Genomic DNA, 18,414 nt, shown 5'->3' on the forward strand with positions numbered 1-18,414 from the left:
GATGAACATGAAGACAGCGATCATCGCGGCGCCCGGAAAGATCGTCATTGAAAACAAGCCGGTTCCCAAACCTGCTCCGCATGAGGTCCTGATCCGGCTGGAGGGCTGCGGCATCTGCGCTTCCGACCTGCCGGTCTGGCAGGGCAGGGACTGGTTTGACTATCCTCAGGAAGCCGGATCTCCAGGGCATGAAGGCTGGGGCTGGGTTGCGGAAGTGGGAGAGGAAGTTGAAAGTCCGCGTGTCGGGGACAAGGTCGCGGCCGTATCGTACCATGCCTATGCTGAATATGACGTCACGGATGCCAAAAACGTTGCCGTACTTCCCGAACAGCTTCATGGCCGCCCTTTTTCCGGCGAGCCCCTGGGCTGCGCCTGGAACATCTTCGAGCGAAGCGAAATAAAGGCCGGCGACAACGTCGCCATCATTGGAATCGGTTTTCTCGGATCGCTGCTGACCCAGCTGGCGAAGAATGCCGGAGCGAGAGTGATCGCGATTTCCCGGCGCGAATCCTCCCTGGAGATGGCGTTGAAATTCGGGGCGGATGAGATCATCAGCCTGGACGACGTCAACCTCGTGGCAAAGGTGGATTCCCTGACCAAGGGCAGGTTCTGCGACAAGGTGGTCGAGGCCACGGGGAAGGAAGGCCCTTTGAATCTTGCAGGAGAACTCGCCGCTGTCAGGGGAAAGATCATCATCGCCGGCTACCACCAGGACGGCATGCGTCAGGTCAATGTTCAGCTCTGGAACTGGAAAGGTCTGGACGTCATCAACGCCCATGAGCGGGATCCTCAAAAATACATCTCCGGCATCCGCAACGCCATGGAAGCAGTGGTCGACGGACGGATGCGGCCCGATCTCCTCTACACGCACGAGTTCGGGCTTGAGGACATCCAGAAAGCGTTTCAGATCCACGCCGACGCGCCTCCGGGCTTCGTCAAGGCAATCCTGAAGTATTGATGATGGCTAAATGATCATGAACGGAAAACCCAGACTGGGCTTCGTCGGTGTCGGATGGATCGGCAGGAACAGAATGGAGGCCGTTGTTCGCAGCGGTCTTGCGGAAATCGTCTGGATTCAGGACGTCAACCCGCAGTTGTGCGCCGCAGCGCGGGAAATGGTTCCCTCGGCTCGGATTTTCGACAACGGCGAAGAGTGGACCAACCGGGACATTGACGGCGTATTCATCGCCACGCCCAGTGCGTTGCACGTGCGGCAGTCCGTCCAGGCCCTGGATGCAGGCATCGCTGTCTTCTGCCAGAAACCCCTGGGCCGGAATGCTCTTGAAACAGCGGAAGTGGTCAAGGCGGCACGAAAAAACGACAAACTGCGGGGAGTCGATTTTTCCTACCGCCATACCCGCACCATCCAGGCTGTGAAACAGGTGCTGGATTCGGGCGAACTCGGAGAAATTTACGCCATGGATCTTGTCTTTCACAATGGATACGGCCCGGACAAGCCATGGTATTATGATCCGGAACTTTCAGGCGGCGGCTGTCTGGTCGACCTGGGCATCCATCTGGTTGATCTTGTCTTGTGGCTATTCGATTCTCCTGAGTTGAACGTCGTCCAGAGCCATGTCTTTTCCCGCGGCAAGTTGCTTGCTCCGGGGACGAAAGCAGTCGAGGACTACGTCACGGCACAACTGCTGTTCAGCAATGCCATCTCAGTGCGTCTTGCCTGTTCCTGGAACCTGCCCGCCGGTCGCGATGCCGTGATCAAGGCGGTTTTTTACGGTCAAAACGGCGGCGTTTCCTTCTCTAATATCGATGGGTCCTTCTATGATTTTGTCGCTCATAGATTTCACGGAACATCCACGCAAATGATCAGCAATGGACCTGATGACTGGGGAGGCAGAACCGCGGTGGACTGGGTCGAAAAACTGTCCCTCAACAGCGATTTTGACGATGAATCCTTTCATTATGTCGAGGTGGCACGAGTTCTTGATGCGATTTACGGCAGGTGAGTGATCATGCGTTGGGCTGATTTATCGCAAAATTCCCTTTACCCAATCCCGTCCCGGTTCTGATGCGGATCCTGATGACCGCGGACACCATCGGCGGGGTGTGGACCTATGCCTGTGAGCTGGCCAAGGCGCTTGAGCCGTTCGGCGTTGTGGTCCATCTGGCCTGTATGGGGCAGCCATTGTCGGAAGATCAGTCGCAGTATGCGGCGAAGACCGCAAACCTACGCATCCACGCGAGCAGCTACAAGCTGGAATGGATGGCCGATCCCTGGGAGGACGTCGCGGAAGCGGGGAAGTGGCTCAATGAACTGGAGGCACGCCTCCAGCCGGATATCATCCATCTGAACAACTATGCCCACGGCAGCCTGGAATGGAACGCTCCCGCTGTCATGGTCGCGCATTCCTGCGTCTTCACCTGGTGGAGAGCGGTCAAGAGCGAAGATCCGCCTGCTGAATGGCACGTGTATTACGACAAGGTCAGGGAGGGACTTCGCAATGCGGACATGGTGGTCGGGGTCAGCCGCGTCTTCCTGGATGATGTCGCTGCACTGTACGGGCCATTGAGGCAGACCCGGATGATCCATAACGGGCTTGATCCGCAGGATTATCACATTCGAAAAAAGCAGGACATGGTGTTCGGAATGGGCAGGGTCTGGGACGAAGGCAAGAACCTGAGCGCCCTGGCGTCAATGCACGGCAGGGTCGGGTGGCCGATCAGGATTGCGGGAAGTACGCGGTTGGAGGAAGCCGAGGACGGCCAGAATGCCGCCGGAGTGTTCATGGGGCGACTGGACCGGGAAAAGATACGGGAAGTTCTGAGCGAGACGCCCATCTATGTACTTCCGGCAAAGTACGAGCCATTCGGCCTCTCAGCCCTGGAAGCCGCATTCTCTGGCTGCGCACTGGTCCTGGGGGACATACCCACTTTGCGGGAGATATGGGGCGACGCAGCCATCTATTTCCCGCCGGGTGATGCGGAGAGACTGGAATTTCATCTGAAGTCGCTCATCGGGACACCGGAGCTGCTGGCACACCGACAGAAGCTGGCGGTCGAAAAGGCTCAGCAATACAGCGCAGACAGGATGTCCGCGAGTTACATATACGCATACCAGGAATTGATTGCCTGACTGACATCATGAAAATATCCATGTTCTACCACTCCCTGATCTCCGACTGGAACCACGGCAATGCGCATTTTCTGCGGGGGTTTGCATCGGAGCTGGTCAGACGCGGACATGACGTGTCGGTCTATGAGCCGGAGAACAACTGGAGCCTGCGCAACCTGCTGCAAACCGCGGGCGAGGAGGCTGTTGCCGAGTTCAACCGGTATTTTCCATCCTTGCGCAGCAATTTCTATGATCCCGACAACCTGGAACCGGAAAAAATCCTTGAAGGCCAGGACCTGGTCATCGTTCATGAATGGAACGAGCTGTCCGTGGTCAACGCCATCGGACGCCACAAGGCCTCCGGCGGAAAGTACATCCTGTTGTTCCACGACACGCACCATAGATCCATAACTGACCATGAGGGAATCGGCGGGTACGATCTGTCGGCATATGACGGTGTGCTGGCGTTTGGAGACGTGATCCGGGATAAATATCTCGCCAACGGATGGGCGAAGCACGCCTGGACCTGGCATGAAGCGGCGGATACCGCGATTTTTTATCCCCGTGCAAAAGTTCCGCCGTCCGGGGATCTGGTCTGGATCGGCAACTGGGGCGACGAGGAGAGAACGCGGGAGCTGTTCGAGTTTCTCATCGAACCGGTCCGGGAGCTGAATCTCAAGGCCAAAGTCTACGGCGTCAGGTACCCTGAGCACGCCTTGCAGGCGTTGTCGGACGCAGGCATCGAATACGGCGGGTGGCTGCCCAACTACAAGGTTCCTGAAATTTTCGCCCGGTACAGGGTGACGGTACATGTGCCGCGCAGGCCCTATGTCGATGCGCTGCCCGGTATTCCGACCATCCGGCCCTTCGAGGCGCTGGCCTGCGGCATCCCGCTGGTCTGCTCGCCCTGGCAGGACACGGAGCACCTGTTTGCTCCGGGTGAAGACCATCTTGTGGCCTTGAACAAGGAGGAAATGAAGATGCGCCTTTCGAGAATCCTGGACGACGACGTTTTTTCAGCCGCTTTGGCTGCAAACGGTCTGCAAACCGTTCGCAGCAGACATTCCTGCAGCCACAGGGTCGATGAACTATTTGCAATCCTGGATCAGCTCGAATCCTGAAGCCAGGCATCGGGCAACAGCAGCGCGAGGTACAGACCTTTATGAAACGACCACTGAACATCGCCTTTTTCGGTTCAAGCCTGGTCTCCGCATACTGGAACGGCGCGGCGACTTATTACAGGGGCATCATCAAAGAGCTTCACAAGAAAGGGCACAGGGTGACCTTTTACGAGCCCGACGCCTATGACCGGCAGAAGCACCGGGATCTGCCCGATCCCGAGTGGGCGGACGTGGTGGTCTACGAGGCGGCTGAAAAGGCGGTCCTTGATATGGTGGGGCGGGCAGTGGACGCCGACATTCTGATCAAGGCCAGCGGGGTGGGCGTGTTCGACGAGTTGCTGGAGTCCGAGGCAATACAACGCCGCGGCAGGGAACAGGCCTGCATCTTCTGGGATGTGGACGCTCCGGCCACGCTTCAGCGGCTGGAGGAAAATCCTGATGACCCGTTCCGCGACCTGGTGCCGCAGTACGACGCCGTGCTCACCTACGGCGGAGGTCAGCCGGTTGTTGATGCGTACACGGCATTGGGTGCCCTGGAATGCGTCCCCATCTACAATGCATTTGACCCGGAGACCCACCATCGCGTTCAGCCGGAATCCAGATTTCAGGGCGATCTGGCTTTTCTCGGCAATCGTCTTCCGGACCGGGAGGCGCGTGTGGAGGATTTTTTTCTGAAGCCGGCCGCACGACTTCCGGACAGCAATTTCGTCCTGGGGGGCAACGGATGGACGGACAAGGACTTGCCGCGCAACGTCCGGTATGTGAACCATGTCTATACCAGGGATCACAACGCCTTCAACGTCTCACCCAAGGCGGTCCTGAACATCAGCCGGGACAGCATGGCCCGCATGGGATTCTCTCCGGCCACCAGGGTATTTGAGGCAGCTGGGGCCGGGGCATGTCTGATCACCGATCATTGGGAAGGCATTGAGCTGTTTCTGGAGCCGGACACGGAAGTGCTGGTCGCCCGGGATGGTGAAGATGTCGTGAACATCCTCAAGAATCTGTCTCCGGAACGGGCCCGGTCCATCGGCGAAGCGGCACTCCGGCGCATGTTCTCCGAACATACCTATGCCCACCGCACCGAACATCTGGAGAGCATTCTCGACAGACTGGTCGAGACGCGAAAAGTCGCGTCGGGGATGACATTGGGGAGCAACACGCCATGAGGTCGCTGAACATTGCCATCCTAGGCCTGTCCATCACTTCATCCTGGGGAAACGGGCATGCCACCACGTTCCGGGGGCTGGTGAAGGAACTGGACAAAGCCGGGCACGCGGTGACGTTTTTGGAGCGCAATGTTCCCTGGTATTCCGACAACCGGGATCTGCCCAACCCGGAGTACTGTCGCCTGGTTCTCTATGAGGACCTTGCCGAGCTGCAGAGCGCGCATGTTGAAGCAGTCCGGAGCGCGGACCTTGTAATTGTGGGCTCCTACGTGCCGGAGGGCGTGGAGGTCTGCGCGCATGTGATCCGGCAAGCCAGGGGAGTGAAGGCCTTCTACGATATCGACACGCCCGTCACCCTGGCCAGACTGGAAAACAACGACTGCGCGTACCTGGCCAAGGACCAGATCGCCCGGTTCGATCTGTACCTGTCCTTTACCGGCGGACCAACCCTGGAACTCCTGGAGCAGAAATATCGTTCTCCGGCTGCCAGAGCCCTGTATTGCAGCGTGGACCCCGACTTCTATTACCCGGTGTCCACGCCGGTACGCTGGGATCTCGGTTATCTGGGGACCTACAGCGACGACCGGCAGCCGCCCTTGGAAAAATTGATGCTCGACGCCGCCAGGAACTGGCCGCAAGGCCTGTTTACAGCGGCCGGAGCGCAGTATCCGGAAAGCGTGCAGTGGCCCGCGAACCTGCAATACCTGCCCCATGTGCCCCCGGATGAACACCGGGACTTCTACTGCGCCCAGCGCTACACCATGAACATCACCAGGGCGGACATGATCCAAGCGGGATATTCGCCCAGCGTACGCCTGTTCGAGGCCGGAGCCTGCGGCGTTCCCATCATTAGCGATTACTGGCAGGGGCTGGACGAGCTGCTCACGCCCGGCAAGGAAATCCTGATCTCCCGTTCCGCCGCCGACACACTCGCCTTTCTGAAGGAACTCCCTGAAGAGGAACGAGTCCGCATCGGCCAGAACGCAAGAAAAAAAATTCTGGCCCGACACACCTCCAGCCGACGAGCGCGGGAACTGGTGGGGTATTATGAGGAAACTCGCGGATCGTAGACATGGCATTGGAGTATAATACTCCGGTCTGCCGAATCCGGTCGGGAGACTGCTGCCAGGAAGGCTTTGAACTTCAGAATGGTCTGTATCGCGTCTTTTTTTGCGCCTATTAATCCGCCTCAACTCTCCTCGCAGAAGCACTGGTCCTGAGACGCTCTTTTCGAAGCGTACATCTTATGGTCTGCCCGTTGAATCAGCGTTATCAGCTTTTCGCCGGGAAGGTGCATGGCTACGCCGATGGAGGCGGATATTGTAATGTCTGTCGTGGCGGAACATATTTTGGAAACGCGCACATTCTGGATGGCCTTACGGATTCTGGATGCCGTGCGCAGAGCAATATTCTGTTCAACATCAGGCAGAAGCAGGAGAAACTCGTCTCCCCCGTGGCGAATGAATATGTCGTAGTCGCGAATGATGTTCTGAATGCACTGGGCCACGGAAATGAGGATGCGGTCGCCACAGTCATGTCCCAGGGTGTCGTTGACCTGCTTGAATCCATCGAGATCGATGAACAACAAGGCAACGGGGAATCCCTTGCGCTGGGCGAAATCCAGGATGCGCGGCGCATGCTTGAGCAGATAGTTCCGGTTATGGCAGCCAGTGAGATAGTCCGTCGTGTTTTCGCGAATCAGTTTTTCATGATCCCTGAGAGTTACCAGCGACCAGGCAAACAAATCCGCAAAAAATTCAATATAATCCGTGGCCATTTTGTTGCTGTAACGCTGGGGATTCTGGTCAATCAGCGTCAGGAAGCCGATCAGTTCGCCTGGTTGATACTTGTTCCACAGGGAAAAAACACAAAGCGACCCCATGAAAGCAGGAGAATTCTCGGCAGGAAGCAATACCTTGATGCCGGGCGTCTGGAACCTTATTTCCTGGAATGCCCCCATCAGAGGCTGTTTTGTGGAATAGTCCATGCACAGTTCTCTGAGAATGCGCTCCAGTGAAGCTTGCGGTTGGACGGCAATGGAGTCGGGGAGATAGTCAGCGTACTTCTCCTGAGCAAGAACAAGGTGGATGTGCCGGAGGTTGAGGCGGGCGCGTAAGACATCAAGAAGCTCCGGCAGTTCCGAAAGTGACGTCATGGATTGAATTTTTGTCGCGCATGTTTGAAACTTATGAAAGACAGCCAAGTTATCCTGATACAATTCCAGGGTATGCTTCAACTTGTCTCGTAAACACTGGACGCTGTCTTGAAGAGGTACCGGGTCGAGATTAGTCATTGTTTGGGTTCCGGCTCGAATCTCTGAGCTGTGTTGACGTCCATCTGCATAAAAGTGGATGCATCAATGCGTTTTGGAAGATGGAACACGATATGCGCTCCTTCCGTCTCGCTTGTGGTGAATGTTATTTGTACGCCGGAAGTGTCTTCCGCCCATCGTGCCGTGAATTTGATCTCTTAGACGCATTGGAATCAGGATTCAATGTCTTGGATAACAAAAAGGAATGCAGGCCGACAACCATGATTCTTCAAACTGGACAGAACAAGTGCTACGACGAGCGGGGCAGGGAATTGAATTGCAGCGAAACCATCCAGGACGGCCGGTTCCGACACGGCCTCAAATGGCCTGAACCGCGGTTTCATGCTGACGTGAACCTGGTACTGGACCGCCTGACCGGCCTGGTCTGGCCACGTAACGCCAACCTGGGCGAATTCCCCATGACCTGGCCCGAGGCGCTGGACTTTGTGGCGCAAATGAATCGGGATCAGGCTCTGGGGCATGATGACTGGCGGCTGCCCAACCGACGCGAGCTGCGCAGCCTGATGAGTTACCAGACCAAGAAACCATCCTTGCCGGACGGTCACCCCTTTCAAGACGTCGTATTGGGCTGGTATTGGACCTCCACTTCCGCGGCGATCAATCCTGCCTATGCGTGGTATGTGCATATGGAAGGAGCGCGCATGTTCTATGGGCGCAAGAATCAGTACTACATGCTGTGGCCGGTACGGGCGGGCGATCCGGGAAAAATGTTCCGGACGGGCCAGCGGACATGTTCCGATCCCGGCGGACAACCCATTGATTGTCGAGCAACACGGCAGGACGGCGAAGTTCGTTTCGGGGTGGACTGGCCGCAACCCCGTTTCGAGACCCGCGGGGAGATTGTTCGGGACCGGCTGACCGGCTTGTCCTGGCTGCGCCGTGCGGATCTGACCCAAGGCCCGGTCTCCTGGAAGCTTTGTCTGGAGGCTGTCGCAGAGCTGCGAAAGGAACGCTTTGCCGGGATCAGCGATTGGCGTCTTCCCAACATCAACGAGCTGGAATCCCTGGTGGACTGCTCGCAGCACAACCCGGCGCTTCCGCGGGATCACCCCTTTTCGAATGTCGGCGAGGGATACTGGTCGTCCACGACCAGCTACTTCGAGACGGACTGGGCCTGGGTGCTTTATCTGCACAAGGGGGCACTGGGCGTGGGCTTTAAGGTTAATCCGGACTTCCTGGTCTGGCCTGTTTCCGGTGGCCATGACCATGACCATTCCGGGTGAGCGATCATGCCCATGATCCCAGATAATCCCGCTCCTTGATACTGGTTGAGAAATACCTGTGGGACAGGTAAGACATTGCGAAAAGGCCATCTTTTTGAAATATTGTTTGGTTGCGCCTTTGGGTGCTTTCCTGGCAATACTGTTCGGCCGTGGAATATCATCAGCTGATTTAATGTTGTAGGTCTGGACTGGCGGTAGAAAATGTTCATCCCGCGCACAGCGCCAGGTTGACGGAGACTGTATGACGACAATGCCGACTTTGGATGACGACAGAAAGAGTCTTTCCGAAGTTCTTAAAAAATACGACCAGGGACGCGAAAATCTCATTCCCATGCTTCAGGAGATCCAGGATCGAATGTCCTTTTTGTCACCTGAGGCCGTGGCCATGGCGGCCGAACATCTCGGCCTTTCGGAGAACGACGTCTACGGGGTGGCCACGTTCTATGCCCAGTTCCGATTTCATCCGCCGGGGCGGCATCGGATCAAGGTGTGCCAGGGCACGGCCTGCCATGTGCGGGGTGGTGGATTGGTCCTGGACGCCATCGTGCGTAAGATCGGCATCTCGCCGGGGGAAACCAGCGAGGACAAGAATTTCAGCCTGGAACGGGTGGCCTGTTTCGGCTCCTGCGCCCTGCCTCCGGTGGTCGTGGTGGACGACAAGGTGTACGGCAAGATGACCGCCCGCAAAACGGAAAAGTTGATCGAGGATCTGGAATGAGCTTTTCGAATATCCAGGAACAGGCCCGGCAGGTCTGGGACCAATTTAATCGCCCTCAAGGGTTGCGCGTGCTGATCGGCGCGGCCACCTGCGGCCGGGCAGCCGGGGCTACGGAAGTGGTGCAGGCTTTTCGGGAGGAGTGCGCAAGTGTTCCTGAACTGCAGGACGTGGAAATCCGCGAGGTGGGCTGCCTGGGAATGTGCCATGCCGAGCCGCTGGTGGAAATTCAGGGGCCGGACGGAACGCAGGTCCTGTACCAGGGCGTGCTGGCCCATATGGTCCCGGACCTGGTCCGCGATCATCTGCTTGAAGGGCGGCTGGCCTCCAAGCTTGCCCTTTGCCGAATGGAAGGCAAATCCCAAGATGGCGAGGACGAGGAAATGCCCTGTTTTGCCGATCTGCCCATGATCCGGCATCAGTTGCGGATTGTGCTGCGCAATTGCGGGCTCATCGACCCTTCGAACATCGACCATTACATCGCCCAGGGCGGCTATTCCGGCTTTGCCCGGGCAATTGGCATGGGATCGGACGCCGTGATCGAGGAGATCAAGCTCTCGGGCATCCGCGGACGCGGCGGAGCCGGTTTTCCCACGGGACTGAAGTGGAGTTTCGCCCGCAAGGCCCAAGGGAACGTAAAGTACGTGATCTGCAATGCCGACGAGGGCGATCCCGGGGCGTTCATGGATCGTTCCGTGCTCGAAGGCGATCCCCATGCCGTACTGGAAGGGCTGCTCATCGCGGGGTACGCCATCGGCGCCGGCCATGGGTACGTCTACTGCCGGGCCGAATATCCTTTGGCCCTGGAACGCCTGCGAACCGCCATCGAGCAGATGCGCGCCAAAGGCTTTCTCGGCCGGGACATTCTCGGTTCCGGCTTCGACTTCGACATCACCATCAAGATGGGCGCCGGCGCCTTTGTCTGCGGCGAGGAGACCTCGCTGATGCAGAGCATCGAGGGCAAGCGGGGCATGCCGCGCTCGCGACCGCCCTTCCCGGCCGTGTCCGGAATGTTCGGCAAGCCCACGAACATCAACAACGTCGAAACCCTGGCGGCCGTGTCGGCGATCATGGAAAAAGGCGGCGCTTGGTATGCCGGAATCGGGACGGAAAAAAGCAAGGGCACCAAGACCTTTTCCCTGGCCGGCAAGATCACCCGTACCGGATTGATCGAAGTGCCCATGGGCATCAGCCTGCGCACGATCATCGAGGATATCGGCGGCGGCGTGCTGGACGGCAAGGCCTTCAAGGCCGTGCAGACCGGCGGCCCTTCCGGCGGGTGCGTGCCGGCCAAACACTACGACCTGCCGGTCGACTATGAACACTTGGCCCAGGTCGGTTCAATCATGGGGTCCGGCGGCATGATCGTCATCGACGAGGAATCCTGCATGGTGGATGTGGCCAAGTACTTCCTGGGCTTCACCGAAAACGAGTCCTGCGGCAAATGCGTGCCCTGCCGCATGGGCACCCAGCATCTGCTGCGCCTGCTCACGACCATCACCGAGGGTCAGGGCAGCGTTGAAGATCTGGAAACGATCCGCGGGATCGGGGACACCATGAAAAAGGCCTCGCTCTGCGGCCTGGGCCAGACCGCGCCCAACCCGGCCCTGACCACCCTGGATTCCTTCATGGACGAGTACCTGGCGCACATCCGGGACCACAAGTGCCCGGCCGGGGTCTGCAAGGCCCTGATCAGCTTTTCCATTGATCCCCAGGCCTGCACCGGATGCATGGCCTGCGCCAGGGTCTGCCCGGTGGAAGCGATTTCCGGAATCAAAAAACAGCCGCACCACGTCGATCAACAAATCTGCATCCGCTGCGGCGCCTGCCGTCAGGCCTGCAAGTTCGGCGCGGTGGCGGTGGAATAGCGTATGAATGCAATTCATTTGACAATTGACGGCCGGGATGTCGCCGTGCGGGAAGGGGCCACCGTGCTGGACGCGGCCCGGGAAGCGGGCGTCACGATCCCGACCGTCTGCGACCACAAGGACCTGAGCCCCTACGGCGCTTGCCGGATGTGCATCGTGGAGATCGAGGGCGTGCGGGGATATCCCACGTCCTGCACCACCCCGGCGGCAGAGGGCATGCAGGTGCGCACGCAGTCGCCGGAACTGGAGACGCTGCGTAAGCGGACTCTGGAATTGATGCTTTCCGGGCATCCCAACAGCTGTCTGGTCTGCGCGCACCGGGAGGCCTGCGAGTCCTTCCGGCCCAAGGCGACCAAGGCCGGAAGGAGCACGCGCTGCGGGTTCTGCAGCAACAGAGAGGAGTGCGATCTCCGCACCATGGCCCTGGAGGCCGGGGACCGGGACCTGCGTCTGCCGACGCTCTACGGCGCGCACAACCTGGAACGCGGCGACCCGTTCATGGACCGGGACTACAATCTCTGCATCCTCTGCGCCCGGTGCTGGCGGATCTGCGAGAAGATTCACGGCAAACCGGCCATCAGCATCATCAACCGGGGCAAGGAAGCACGGGTGGGCACGGCGTTTCACAAGAGCCACGTCCATTCGGGATGCACCTTCTGCGGATCGTGCATCGACATCTGTCCCACCGGAACTCTCACGGATCGCTTCGCCCGCTGGCACGGCAAGCCGGACGCCAAGACCCCTTCCACCTGCCAGCTCTGCCCGGAAGGGTGCTCCATGATCGCCAAAGCCCGGTCCGGTCAGTTCGTGGCCGCGACCATGACCGCTTTCCGGCCCGAGGCCAGCCTGTGCGCCCTGGGGCGGTTCGGCTACGCCCAGCTGGTGAACGCGCCGACGCGGTTGTTGCGTCCTGCCATCCGTGAAAACGGCGATGCCTTCACGGTAGACTGGGCCTCGGCCCTGGATGCCGCCGCAAGCGGGCTGCGTCGGCATGCCGGAAAGATCGGCATTTTGATCAGCGAAGCCATATCCCGTGAGGAGCGATATCTCTACGAACAACTCGCCCGGGAATTGGACGCCCGAATTGCTGCTGTACCCACCGTGCCCGTTGGTCAGGAATCCCCCTTGCCCGAATGGGTCGCCGAAATCGGAAGCGACACGATCACGGCGATGATTCTCGGCGGCAACTTTCTGAACGCGGAGCAGCTCACGGCCCTGGAGTTTCTTGTGGTTCTCGACGGACTGCCGGGCCGTTCCCGGGACGTGGCCAACGTGCTGCTGCCCGTGGCCCTGCTTTCCGAAAACGCGGGTACATTTCGCAACGCCGCGGGCGAGGTCAAGCCTCTGACCAGAGTCAGCTCCGCGCCGGGGCAGGCCCGACCGGAATGGGAAATCCTGCGCGACCTGGGGCAGCGACTGGACTTTGCGACCATGCAGTTCGCTTCCCTGGAGGAAGTAAGCCGCGCCGTAGGCGATGAACCGGCCCCCGGGCCTTTTTCCAAAGCTCCGCGCCATGACGTTTTTGCCCTGCCGGCGACTTATCGAGGCCATCTGGTGGCGGATATCGTTCCCGCTCTGGAAGCTTTCGGGCTTCCCACAACGCCCCGACCGGTTCAAAGTGATGCCCCGGAAGACGCGCTGGCTGACGGCTTCGAGTTGCTGGAGAAGCGGGAACTGGTGCCGAACATGCACCTGCTCCGGATCAGGGCGCCGCAGATCGCCGCCCATGCCAAGCCCGGCCAGTTCGTGATCCTGATGGCCGGGGAAACCTCGGAACGCACGCCCTTCACCCTGGCGGACTGGAACGCGGACCAGGGCGACATCACCCTGATCATCGAGGAAGTGGGACGGTCCAGCCGGGAATTGATCTCCCTGCCCGTCGGAGCGCGACTGGCCCATGTCAGCGGGCCGCTGGGACAGCCCTTCGACATTCAAAAGAAGGGCACCGTGGTCCTGGGCGGCGGGTGCTACGGCATCGGCGGCATTCTGCCTTTGGCCCGTGCCTTGAAACAGGCTGGAAACAGGGTGATCAGCGTCATTGAGGCCTCCAGTTCCTACCTGCTCTTCTGGGAAGAAGAGCTGCGGGCCGTGAGCGATGAAACGCGCATCGCCACCAAGGACGGCAGCAGGGGAACGCGCGGCGGGGTGCAGGAGGTCTTTGAGCAGTTGTACCGCCATGAAGGGCCGGTGGACATGTTCATTGCCATGGGCTGCACCTTCATGATGCGCATGACCACGGAACTGACCAGATCCTGGAAGGTGCCCACCTTCGTGGCCCTGAACCCGATCATGGTCGACGGCACCGGGATGTGCGGGGCCTGCCGGGTTTCCATTCACGAGGAGACGAAGTTCGCCTGCATTGACGGCCCGTTCTTCGACGCCCACGGCGTGGACTGGGACGAGCTGGACTGCCGACGCAGCGCCTACGCCCGGGAAGAAGTGGAAGCCCTGCCCCAGGCCGCGGACTTGAATGCGTTGATGTTCCCGGAGGCCGCACATCAGGGGTGCGGGTGCGGTCGATAGCGGTCCAGGATGCGGAGTTCAACGGTATCGGGTGCAACGTCCTACCGGCCGAAACGATAATCAGGTACGAAGTTCAGGAAGTGAGACATGCAGGCTGAAGAAATGATTTCATCTCCGGATAGCCCGGCCAGGCCGAAAAAAGGAAAGCGGCCGATGATTCCCCGCCAGCCCATGCCGGAGCAGGATCCCCGGCGGCGGCGGTACAATTTCGAGGAGGTCCCTCGGGGGTATTCCGAGGAAACCGCCATGCTCGAGGCCGGTCGTTGTCTGCGATGCAAGAAGGCCGGCTGCGTCAAGGGCTGCCCGGTGAACATCAATATTCCGGCTTTTGTCGCCCTGATTGCCGAGGGGCATTTTGCCGAGGCCGCGGACAAGCTCAAGGAGCAGAACGCCCTGCCCGCTGTATGCGGCAGGGTCTGCCCCCAGGAGAGCCAGTGCGAGGCCGGATGCATCCTGGGCAAGAAGGGCGACCCCGTGGCCATAGGTCGTCTGGAGCGCTTTGCCGCGGATTACGCCCGGACTCATGGCCATGAACCTCTGGCCTGCGCCGCGGAGCCCAGCGGCAAACGCGTGGCCGTGGTGGGCGCCGGTCCGGCGGGCATCACCGTGGCCGGGGATCTGGCGCGGTGGGGGCACCATGTGGTTGTTTTCGAGGCCCTGCACCTGGCCGGGGGCGTGCTGATGTACGGCATTCCGCAGTTCCGGCTGCCCAAGGAAATCGTGCAGTACGAGATCAGCAACCTGAAAAAGCATGGCGTGGAAATCCGCACGGACATGGCCATCGGCATGACCCAGACCGTGGATCAGCTCCTGGAAAACGAATTCGACGCCGTATTTATCGGAACCGGGGCCGGATTGCCCATGTTCTTGAACATCCCGGGGGAAAACGCCATCGGTGTCTTTTCGGCCAACGAATTCCTGACCCGGATCAATCTGATGAAGGCCTACGACTTTCCTCGCTACGCCACGGCCCCGATCCGCCCGAAACGGGCCATAACCGTGGGCGGCGGGAACGTGGCCATGGATTCGGCCCGGACGGCGCTGCGTCTGGGCGCGGAATCACTGATCGTCTATCGTCGCGGCATGGAAGAAATGCCGGCCCGGGTCGAGGAAGTGCACCACGCCCAGGAAGAAGGCGTGGAGTTTCATCTTTTAACCGCGCCTAAACGGATCGTTACCGATGGTCGGAACCGGGTCACGGGTATGGAATGTCTGCGCATGGAACTGGGTGAGCCCGGACCACGGGGACGCAGGCGGCCCGTGCCGGTGGAGGGCAGCGAATTCATCATCCCGGCGGATACCGTCATTGTGGCCGTCGGCAACCGCCCCAACCCCCTGGTCCCGAGAACGTCGTCGGGCATGGAAGTAAGCAGCCGGGGAACCGTGATCGCGAATGAAAATACCATGATGACCTCCAAGCCCGGCGTTTTCGCCGGGGGGGACATCGTTTCCGGCGCGGCCACGGTGATCAGCGCCATGGGCCAGGGCAAACAGGCGGCCCGAGCCATGCACAAATACATGACCGGCGAAGAACCGCCGTGTGTTTGAGTCCCAGTAAATCATGATCTGGTTTGACTGAGGTCCGGCTTGCCTTAATTTTGCGGTCTCACAAACTCCTTCGCCGGCTTCGTAACATCGAACCATTGCGTGAATAAACAGCAATTGGTGCTTCAAGCGCATGGCAATGGTTCGATGAACGAATCCTGGCTCAGTCAAACATGCGAGACCGCAAAATCAAGGCAAGCCGGACCAGTTCTCGACTCATGACCAGAATTTGCTGAATAATCAGTTCCCAGAGATCATTCGACCAAAGAGGAGTTGGAAACATGCATGAACTTTCCGTACAAACGCCGCAACGTGAGTTCATGGTTGATATTACTGCGCAGGTGCAGGATTTCGTTCGCAACCGTGAACTCCGCAACGGCATGGTGATCCTGTTCTGTCCGCATACCACCGCCGGATTGACCATCAATGAAAATGCCGACCCCACGGTTACCCGGGATATTCTGACGACCCTGAGGCGGCTTATCCCGCATCAGGGCGACTACCAGCATGCTGAAGGCAATAGCGACGCCCATGTGAAAGCCGGCCTTATGGGCTCGGACCTCCGAATTTTAGTGGAGGAGGGGAGGCTGATGCTGGGGATGTGGCAAGGCATCTTTCTGACGGAATTCGACGGGCCGCGGTCTCGCAAGGTATGGATCCAGTGGTTCGCCTCATCGACGGCAGCCTGAGAACAACCCGCTATCATGCCCATGCCCACTGACGACCTGCTGAAACCCATACCGGAATATTGCGTCACGGATCGAAGATTGCTGATCTGTGTCGGCGAGGATCCGGCGCTGCTGCATGGCGTTCGGTTCGTGAGCAGTTTCTTCCAGCCGGCCCCGGATCTGCGCATCGACCTCGCCTTCACGCCCGGGGCCGGACTTCGCAATGGAGATCCGAACCGCCTCTCATCGGACGAGGCCCGGAAATGGGCCACATCCATGCTCATGGAAAAAGGTTTCACCGTGGGCGCTCCACGCAGCGACGACGTCTGGGAGCCTGTTTTGAGCATCCGCGATATCGCTCTGATTGCTGAAAAACATAGATACGACGCCGTTTTGCTGGGCCGCAGGGCGATCCATCGCCTGGAGGAGCATCTGGACACGGAATTCAATGAGGCCGTTTTTGACCGGCACCTGGACTTTCCGTTTTGGATCTGCAGGGAGCCGGATTCGACCCGAACCAATGTGCTGCTTTGCGTGGACGGTTCCAAGCCGGGATTATGCGCCGCGGATCATGTCGGTTGGATATGCGCTTCCGAAAGCCGGCACCAAATATGCGTCGCCTACCTTGCCGCCCCGGAAAAGCGCGATTACCGCGACGAAATCCTGATTCTCGACAATGCGGTGAAGATGCTTCAGGTGAACGGAATTCCCGAATCACGGATCACGACCAAGGTGCTTGTGGAAAAGGATTACGCCCGTGGTATTCTTGAGGAGGCGCAACGGGGCAGGTACGCAGTTGTAGCCGTAGGGCGCGCCGGGGCCGGCCGGGGCATGATGGTCGAACGGCAGTTCGGGTCGATCAGCCTGCTGCTGGCCCGCAAGCTGGAGGGAGCGAGTTTGTGGGTTTGCGGCTACCCTTGCAAGCTCTAGCATCCGGTTGGTGGCACCGAGACCCTTGGTTTTACGCTCTCCTGGCCCTGGGACCCTTGGCCTGGCTGCTCCCGGAACCCGTGTTCCGCATCGCGATCTGGCGTTTGACGATCATGGCCCTGGCAGAGGAACTCCTCTTTCGCGGTCTGATCCAACAGTTCATGCTGCGCAGGCCTTTGTTTCAGCACCGCCTTGGACCGCTGACCCTGGCCAACGTGGCGGCTTCCATCCTCTTTGTGCTGGCGCACCTGGTCGCTCAACCTCCTTTGTGGGCAGCGGCCGTTTTTATCCCGTCGCTGATTTTCGGGTGGATCTGGGACAGACATGGCCGGGTTGTTCCCTGCACCATGGTTCATTTCTGGTATAATCTCTGTTTTTTTTTACCGCTTTCAGCTATAGGCAGTGCATTATCAACATGCGACGCCGTCAATTCCTGACCATGGCCGCCGGATTGGCCGCCAGAGCCGTCACAGCGGGCTGTTTCGGCACGACTTTTCTTGCCCCCCCTGTCCTGCATGCCAGACAGGATTTTCCCGCTCCCCGTCAAGAAACCTACCGGGTGATCAACACCTATCCGCATGACCCCAAGGCCTTCACCCAGGGGCTGTTTTTTCACGAGGGCCGTCTCTACGAGAGCACCGGAGGCTGGGGCAGCTCCTCGTTGCGTAAAGTCGAGCTGGAGACCGGCCGGGTGCTCAGGATACATCATCTGCCCGCGCGATACTTCGGCGAGGGGCTGGCCTTGTGGCAGAATCGCCTGATCCAGGTCACATGGAAATCCGGAACCGGCTTTGTCTACGATCTGGAGACGTTTGAACAGCTGGAGACTTTTTCCTATCCCGGAGAGGGCTGGGGGCTGACCCAGGACGACCAGGGACTGATCCTCAGTGACGGTTCCAACATCCTGCGTCGGCTCGATCCGACCACATTTCAGGAAACGGGCCGGATCGCGGTGCACTATGAAGGGCGGCCGATGCGGGGCCTGAATGAGCTGGAATACATTGAGGGCGAGGTGTGGGCCAAGGTATTTCCCACGGAGGATATGGTGCGCATTGATCCGCAAACCGGTCACGTGCTGTCCCGGGTAGTCTTGACCGGCATTCTTGGCCCGCGGCGGTTGCCCCATGACGCCGTACCCAACGGCATTGCCTACGACGCCGCGACGCAGCGCATTTTCGTCACGGGCAAGCTATGGCCCGTTCTGTTTGAAATTCGGGTCATTCCCAGGTAAGCGTCACATCGCATTGATA

16 protein-coding genes are annotated in these 18,414 nt (G+C 59.3%); 15 read left to right on the forward strand and 1 reads right to left on the reverse strand.

Annotated elements, in window-relative coordinates; translation table 11 throughout:
* The first annotated feature begins 1 nt into the window (after nucleotide 1).
* From BLP93_RS04505 to BLP93_RS04530, 6 genes are all read left to right on the forward strand, one after another.
* Nucleotides 2–958 carry an MDR/zinc-dependent alcohol dehydrogenase-like family protein gene (locus BLP93_RS04505; protein WP_208596561.1) on the forward strand — a complete coding sequence of 319 codons (957 nt, stop codon included), beginning with the start codon at nucleotides 2–4 and terminating at the stop codon, nucleotides 956–958.
* 10 nt (nucleotides 959–968) lie between these two features.
* Entirely contained in the window at nucleotides 969–1,964 is a 996-nt protein-coding gene (locus BLP93_RS04510) for a Gfo/Idh/MocA family protein (protein WP_092117667.1), read from the forward strand.
* A 74-nt stretch (nucleotides 1,965–2,038) separates the two neighbouring features.
* Nucleotides 2,039–3,091, forward strand: a complete 1,053-nt coding sequence (locus tag BLP93_RS04515) for a glycosyltransferase family 4 protein (RefSeq protein ID WP_161946192.1) — start codon at nucleotides 2,039–2,041, stop codon at nucleotides 3,089–3,091.
* A gap of 8 nt (nucleotides 3,092–3,099) precedes the next feature.
* Complete coding sequence (locus BLP93_RS04520) at nucleotides 3,100–4,191, forward strand: CgeB family protein (RefSeq protein ID WP_092117673.1); 1,092 nt, start codon at nucleotides 3,100–3,102, stop codon at nucleotides 4,189–4,191.
* 41 nt (nucleotides 4,192–4,232) lie between these two features.
* Nucleotides 4,233–5,360 carry a CgeB family protein gene (locus BLP93_RS04525; protein ID WP_092117676.1) on the forward strand — a complete coding sequence of 376 codons (1,128 nt, stop codon included), beginning with the start codon at nucleotides 4,233–4,235 and terminating at the stop codon, nucleotides 5,358–5,360.
* The gene (locus tag BLP93_RS04530; protein WP_092117679.1) at nucleotides 5,357–6,430 is read left to right on the forward strand and encodes a CgeB family protein; all 1,074 of its coding nucleotides are present in this window, start codon (nucleotides 5,357–5,359) and stop codon (nucleotides 6,428–6,430) included. The genes BLP93_RS04525 and BLP93_RS04530 overlap by 4 nt, the downstream gene beginning before the upstream one ends.
* Before the next feature lie 119 nt (nucleotides 6,431–6,549).
* Here BLP93_RS04530 and BLP93_RS04535 read toward each other — a convergent pair whose 3' ends face one another.
* Nucleotides 6,550–7,515 carry a GGDEF domain-containing protein gene (locus BLP93_RS04535; RefSeq protein WP_161946193.1) on the reverse strand — a complete coding sequence of 322 codons (966 nt, stop codon included), beginning with the start codon at nucleotides 7,513–7,515 and terminating at the stop codon, nucleotides 6,550–6,552.
* 377 nt (nucleotides 7,516–7,892) lie between these two features.
* Between BLP93_RS04535 and BLP93_RS04540 the strand changes: the two genes are divergently transcribed.
* From BLP93_RS04540 to BLP93_RS04580, 9 genes are all read left to right on the forward strand, one after another.
* A complete protein-coding gene (locus tag BLP93_RS04540) occupies nucleotides 7,893–8,915 on the forward strand; it encodes an Lcl C-terminal domain-containing protein (RefSeq protein ID WP_092117685.1) in 1,023 nt (340 codons plus the stop codon).
* 241 nt (nucleotides 8,916–9,156) lie between these two features.
* The gene (gene nuoE, locus BLP93_RS04545; RefSeq protein ID WP_092117688.1) at nucleotides 9,157–9,633 is read left to right on the forward strand and encodes an NADH-quinone oxidoreductase subunit NuoE; all 477 of its coding nucleotides are present in this window, start codon (nucleotides 9,157–9,159) and stop codon (nucleotides 9,631–9,633) included.
* Nucleotides 9,630–11,498 carry an NADH-quinone oxidoreductase subunit NuoF gene (gene nuoF, locus BLP93_RS04550; protein WP_092117691.1) on the forward strand — a complete coding sequence of 623 codons (1,869 nt, stop codon included), beginning with the start codon at nucleotides 9,630–9,632 and terminating at the stop codon, nucleotides 11,496–11,498. The genes nuoE and nuoF overlap by 4 nt, the downstream gene beginning before the upstream one ends.
* A 3-nt stretch (nucleotides 11,499–11,501) precedes the next feature.
* Nucleotides 11,502–14,021, forward strand: a complete 2,520-nt coding sequence (locus BLP93_RS04555; RefSeq protein ID WP_092117694.1) for a sulfide/dihydroorotate dehydrogenase-like FAD/NAD-binding protein — start codon at nucleotides 11,502–11,504, stop codon at nucleotides 14,019–14,021.
* A gap of 87 nt (nucleotides 14,022–14,108) precedes the next feature.
* Nucleotides 14,109–15,569, forward strand: coding sequence for an NADPH-dependent glutamate synthase (gltA, locus tag BLP93_RS04560; RefSeq protein ID WP_167353014.1), 1,461 nt, complete (start codon nucleotides 14,109–14,111; stop codon nucleotides 15,567–15,569).
* A 278-nt stretch (nucleotides 15,570–15,847) separates the two neighbouring features.
* The gene (locus BLP93_RS04565; RefSeq protein ID WP_092117697.1) at nucleotides 15,848–16,255 is read left to right on the forward strand and encodes a secondary thiamine-phosphate synthase enzyme YjbQ; all 408 of its coding nucleotides are present in this window, start codon (nucleotides 15,848–15,850) and stop codon (nucleotides 16,253–16,255) included.
* Between the two features lie 15 nt (nucleotides 16,256–16,270).
* A complete protein-coding gene (locus BLP93_RS04570) occupies nucleotides 16,271–17,164 on the forward strand; it encodes a universal stress protein (protein WP_092117700.1) in 894 nt (297 codons plus the stop codon).
* Nucleotides 17,152–17,601 carry a JDVT-CTERM system glutamic-type intramembrane protease MrtJ gene (gene mrtJ, locus BLP93_RS04575; RefSeq protein WP_092117703.1) on the forward strand — a complete coding sequence of 150 codons (450 nt, stop codon included), beginning with the start codon at nucleotides 17,152–17,154 and terminating at the stop codon, nucleotides 17,599–17,601. The genes BLP93_RS04570 and mrtJ overlap by 13 nt, the downstream gene beginning before the upstream one ends.
* Complete coding sequence (locus BLP93_RS04580; protein WP_092117706.1) at nucleotides 17,580–18,395, forward strand: glutaminyl-peptide cyclotransferase; 816 nt, start codon at nucleotides 17,580–17,582, stop codon at nucleotides 18,393–18,395. The genes mrtJ and BLP93_RS04580 overlap by 22 nt, the downstream gene beginning before the upstream one ends.
* Nucleotides 18,396–18,414: the final 19 nt, after the last annotated feature.

The sequence above is a fragment of the Desulfonatronum thiosulfatophilum genome, from assembly GCF_900104215.1.
Lineage (GTDB): Bacteria > Desulfobacterota > Desulfovibrionia > Desulfovibrionales > Desulfonatronaceae > Desulfonatronum > Desulfonatronum thiosulfatophilum.

Bases quoted from the DNA above. Each gene is read 5' to 3' on its own strand.
- BLP93_RS04505 (WP_208596561.1), top strand. From the start codon at position 2: ATGAACATGAAGACAGCGATCATCGCGGCGCCCGGAAAGATCGTCATT.
- BLP93_RS04510 (WP_092117667.1), top strand. From the start codon at position 969: ATGATCATGAACGGAAAACCCAGACTGGGCTTCGTCGGTGTCGGATGG.
- BLP93_RS04515 (WP_161946192.1), top strand. From the start codon at position 2,039: ATGACCGCGGACACCATCGGCGGGGTGTGGACCTATGCCTGTGAGCTG.
- BLP93_RS04520 (WP_092117673.1), top strand. From the start codon at position 3,100: ATGAAAATATCCATGTTCTACCACTCCCTGATCTCCGACTGGAACCAC.
- BLP93_RS04525 (WP_092117676.1), top strand. From the start codon at position 4,233: ATGAAACGACCACTGAACATCGCCTTTTTCGGTTCAAGCCTGGTCTCC.
- BLP93_RS04530 (WP_092117679.1), top strand. From the start codon at position 5,357: ATGAGGTCGCTGAACATTGCCATCCTAGGCCTGTCCATCACTTCATCC.
- BLP93_RS04535 (WP_161946193.1), bottom strand. From the start codon at position 7,515: ATGACGTCACTTTCGGAACTGCCGGAGCTTCTTGATGTCTTACGCGCC.
- BLP93_RS04540 (WP_092117685.1), top strand. From the start codon at position 7,893: ATGATTCTTCAAACTGGACAGAACAAGTGCTACGACGAGCGGGGCAGG.
- nuoE (WP_092117688.1), top strand. From the start codon at position 9,157: ATGACGACAATGCCGACTTTGGATGACGACAGAAAGAGTCTTTCCGAA.
- nuoF (WP_092117691.1), top strand. From the start codon at position 9,630: ATGAGCTTTTCGAATATCCAGGAACAGGCCCGGCAGGTCTGGGACCAA.
- BLP93_RS04555 (WP_092117694.1), top strand. From the start codon at position 11,502: ATGAATGCAATTCATTTGACAATTGACGGCCGGGATGTCGCCGTGCGG.
- gltA (WP_167353014.1), top strand. From the start codon at position 14,109: ATGCAGGCTGAAGAAATGATTTCATCTCCGGATAGCCCGGCCAGGCCG.
- BLP93_RS04565 (WP_092117697.1), top strand. From the start codon at position 15,848: ATGCATGAACTTTCCGTACAAACGCCGCAACGTGAGTTCATGGTTGAT.
- BLP93_RS04570 (WP_092117700.1), top strand. From the start codon at position 16,271: ATGCCCATGCCCACTGACGACCTGCTGAAACCCATACCGGAATATTGC.
- BLP93_RS04580 (WP_092117706.1), top strand. From the start codon at position 17,580: ATGCGACGCCGTCAATTCCTGACCATGGCCGCCGGATTGGCCGCCAGA.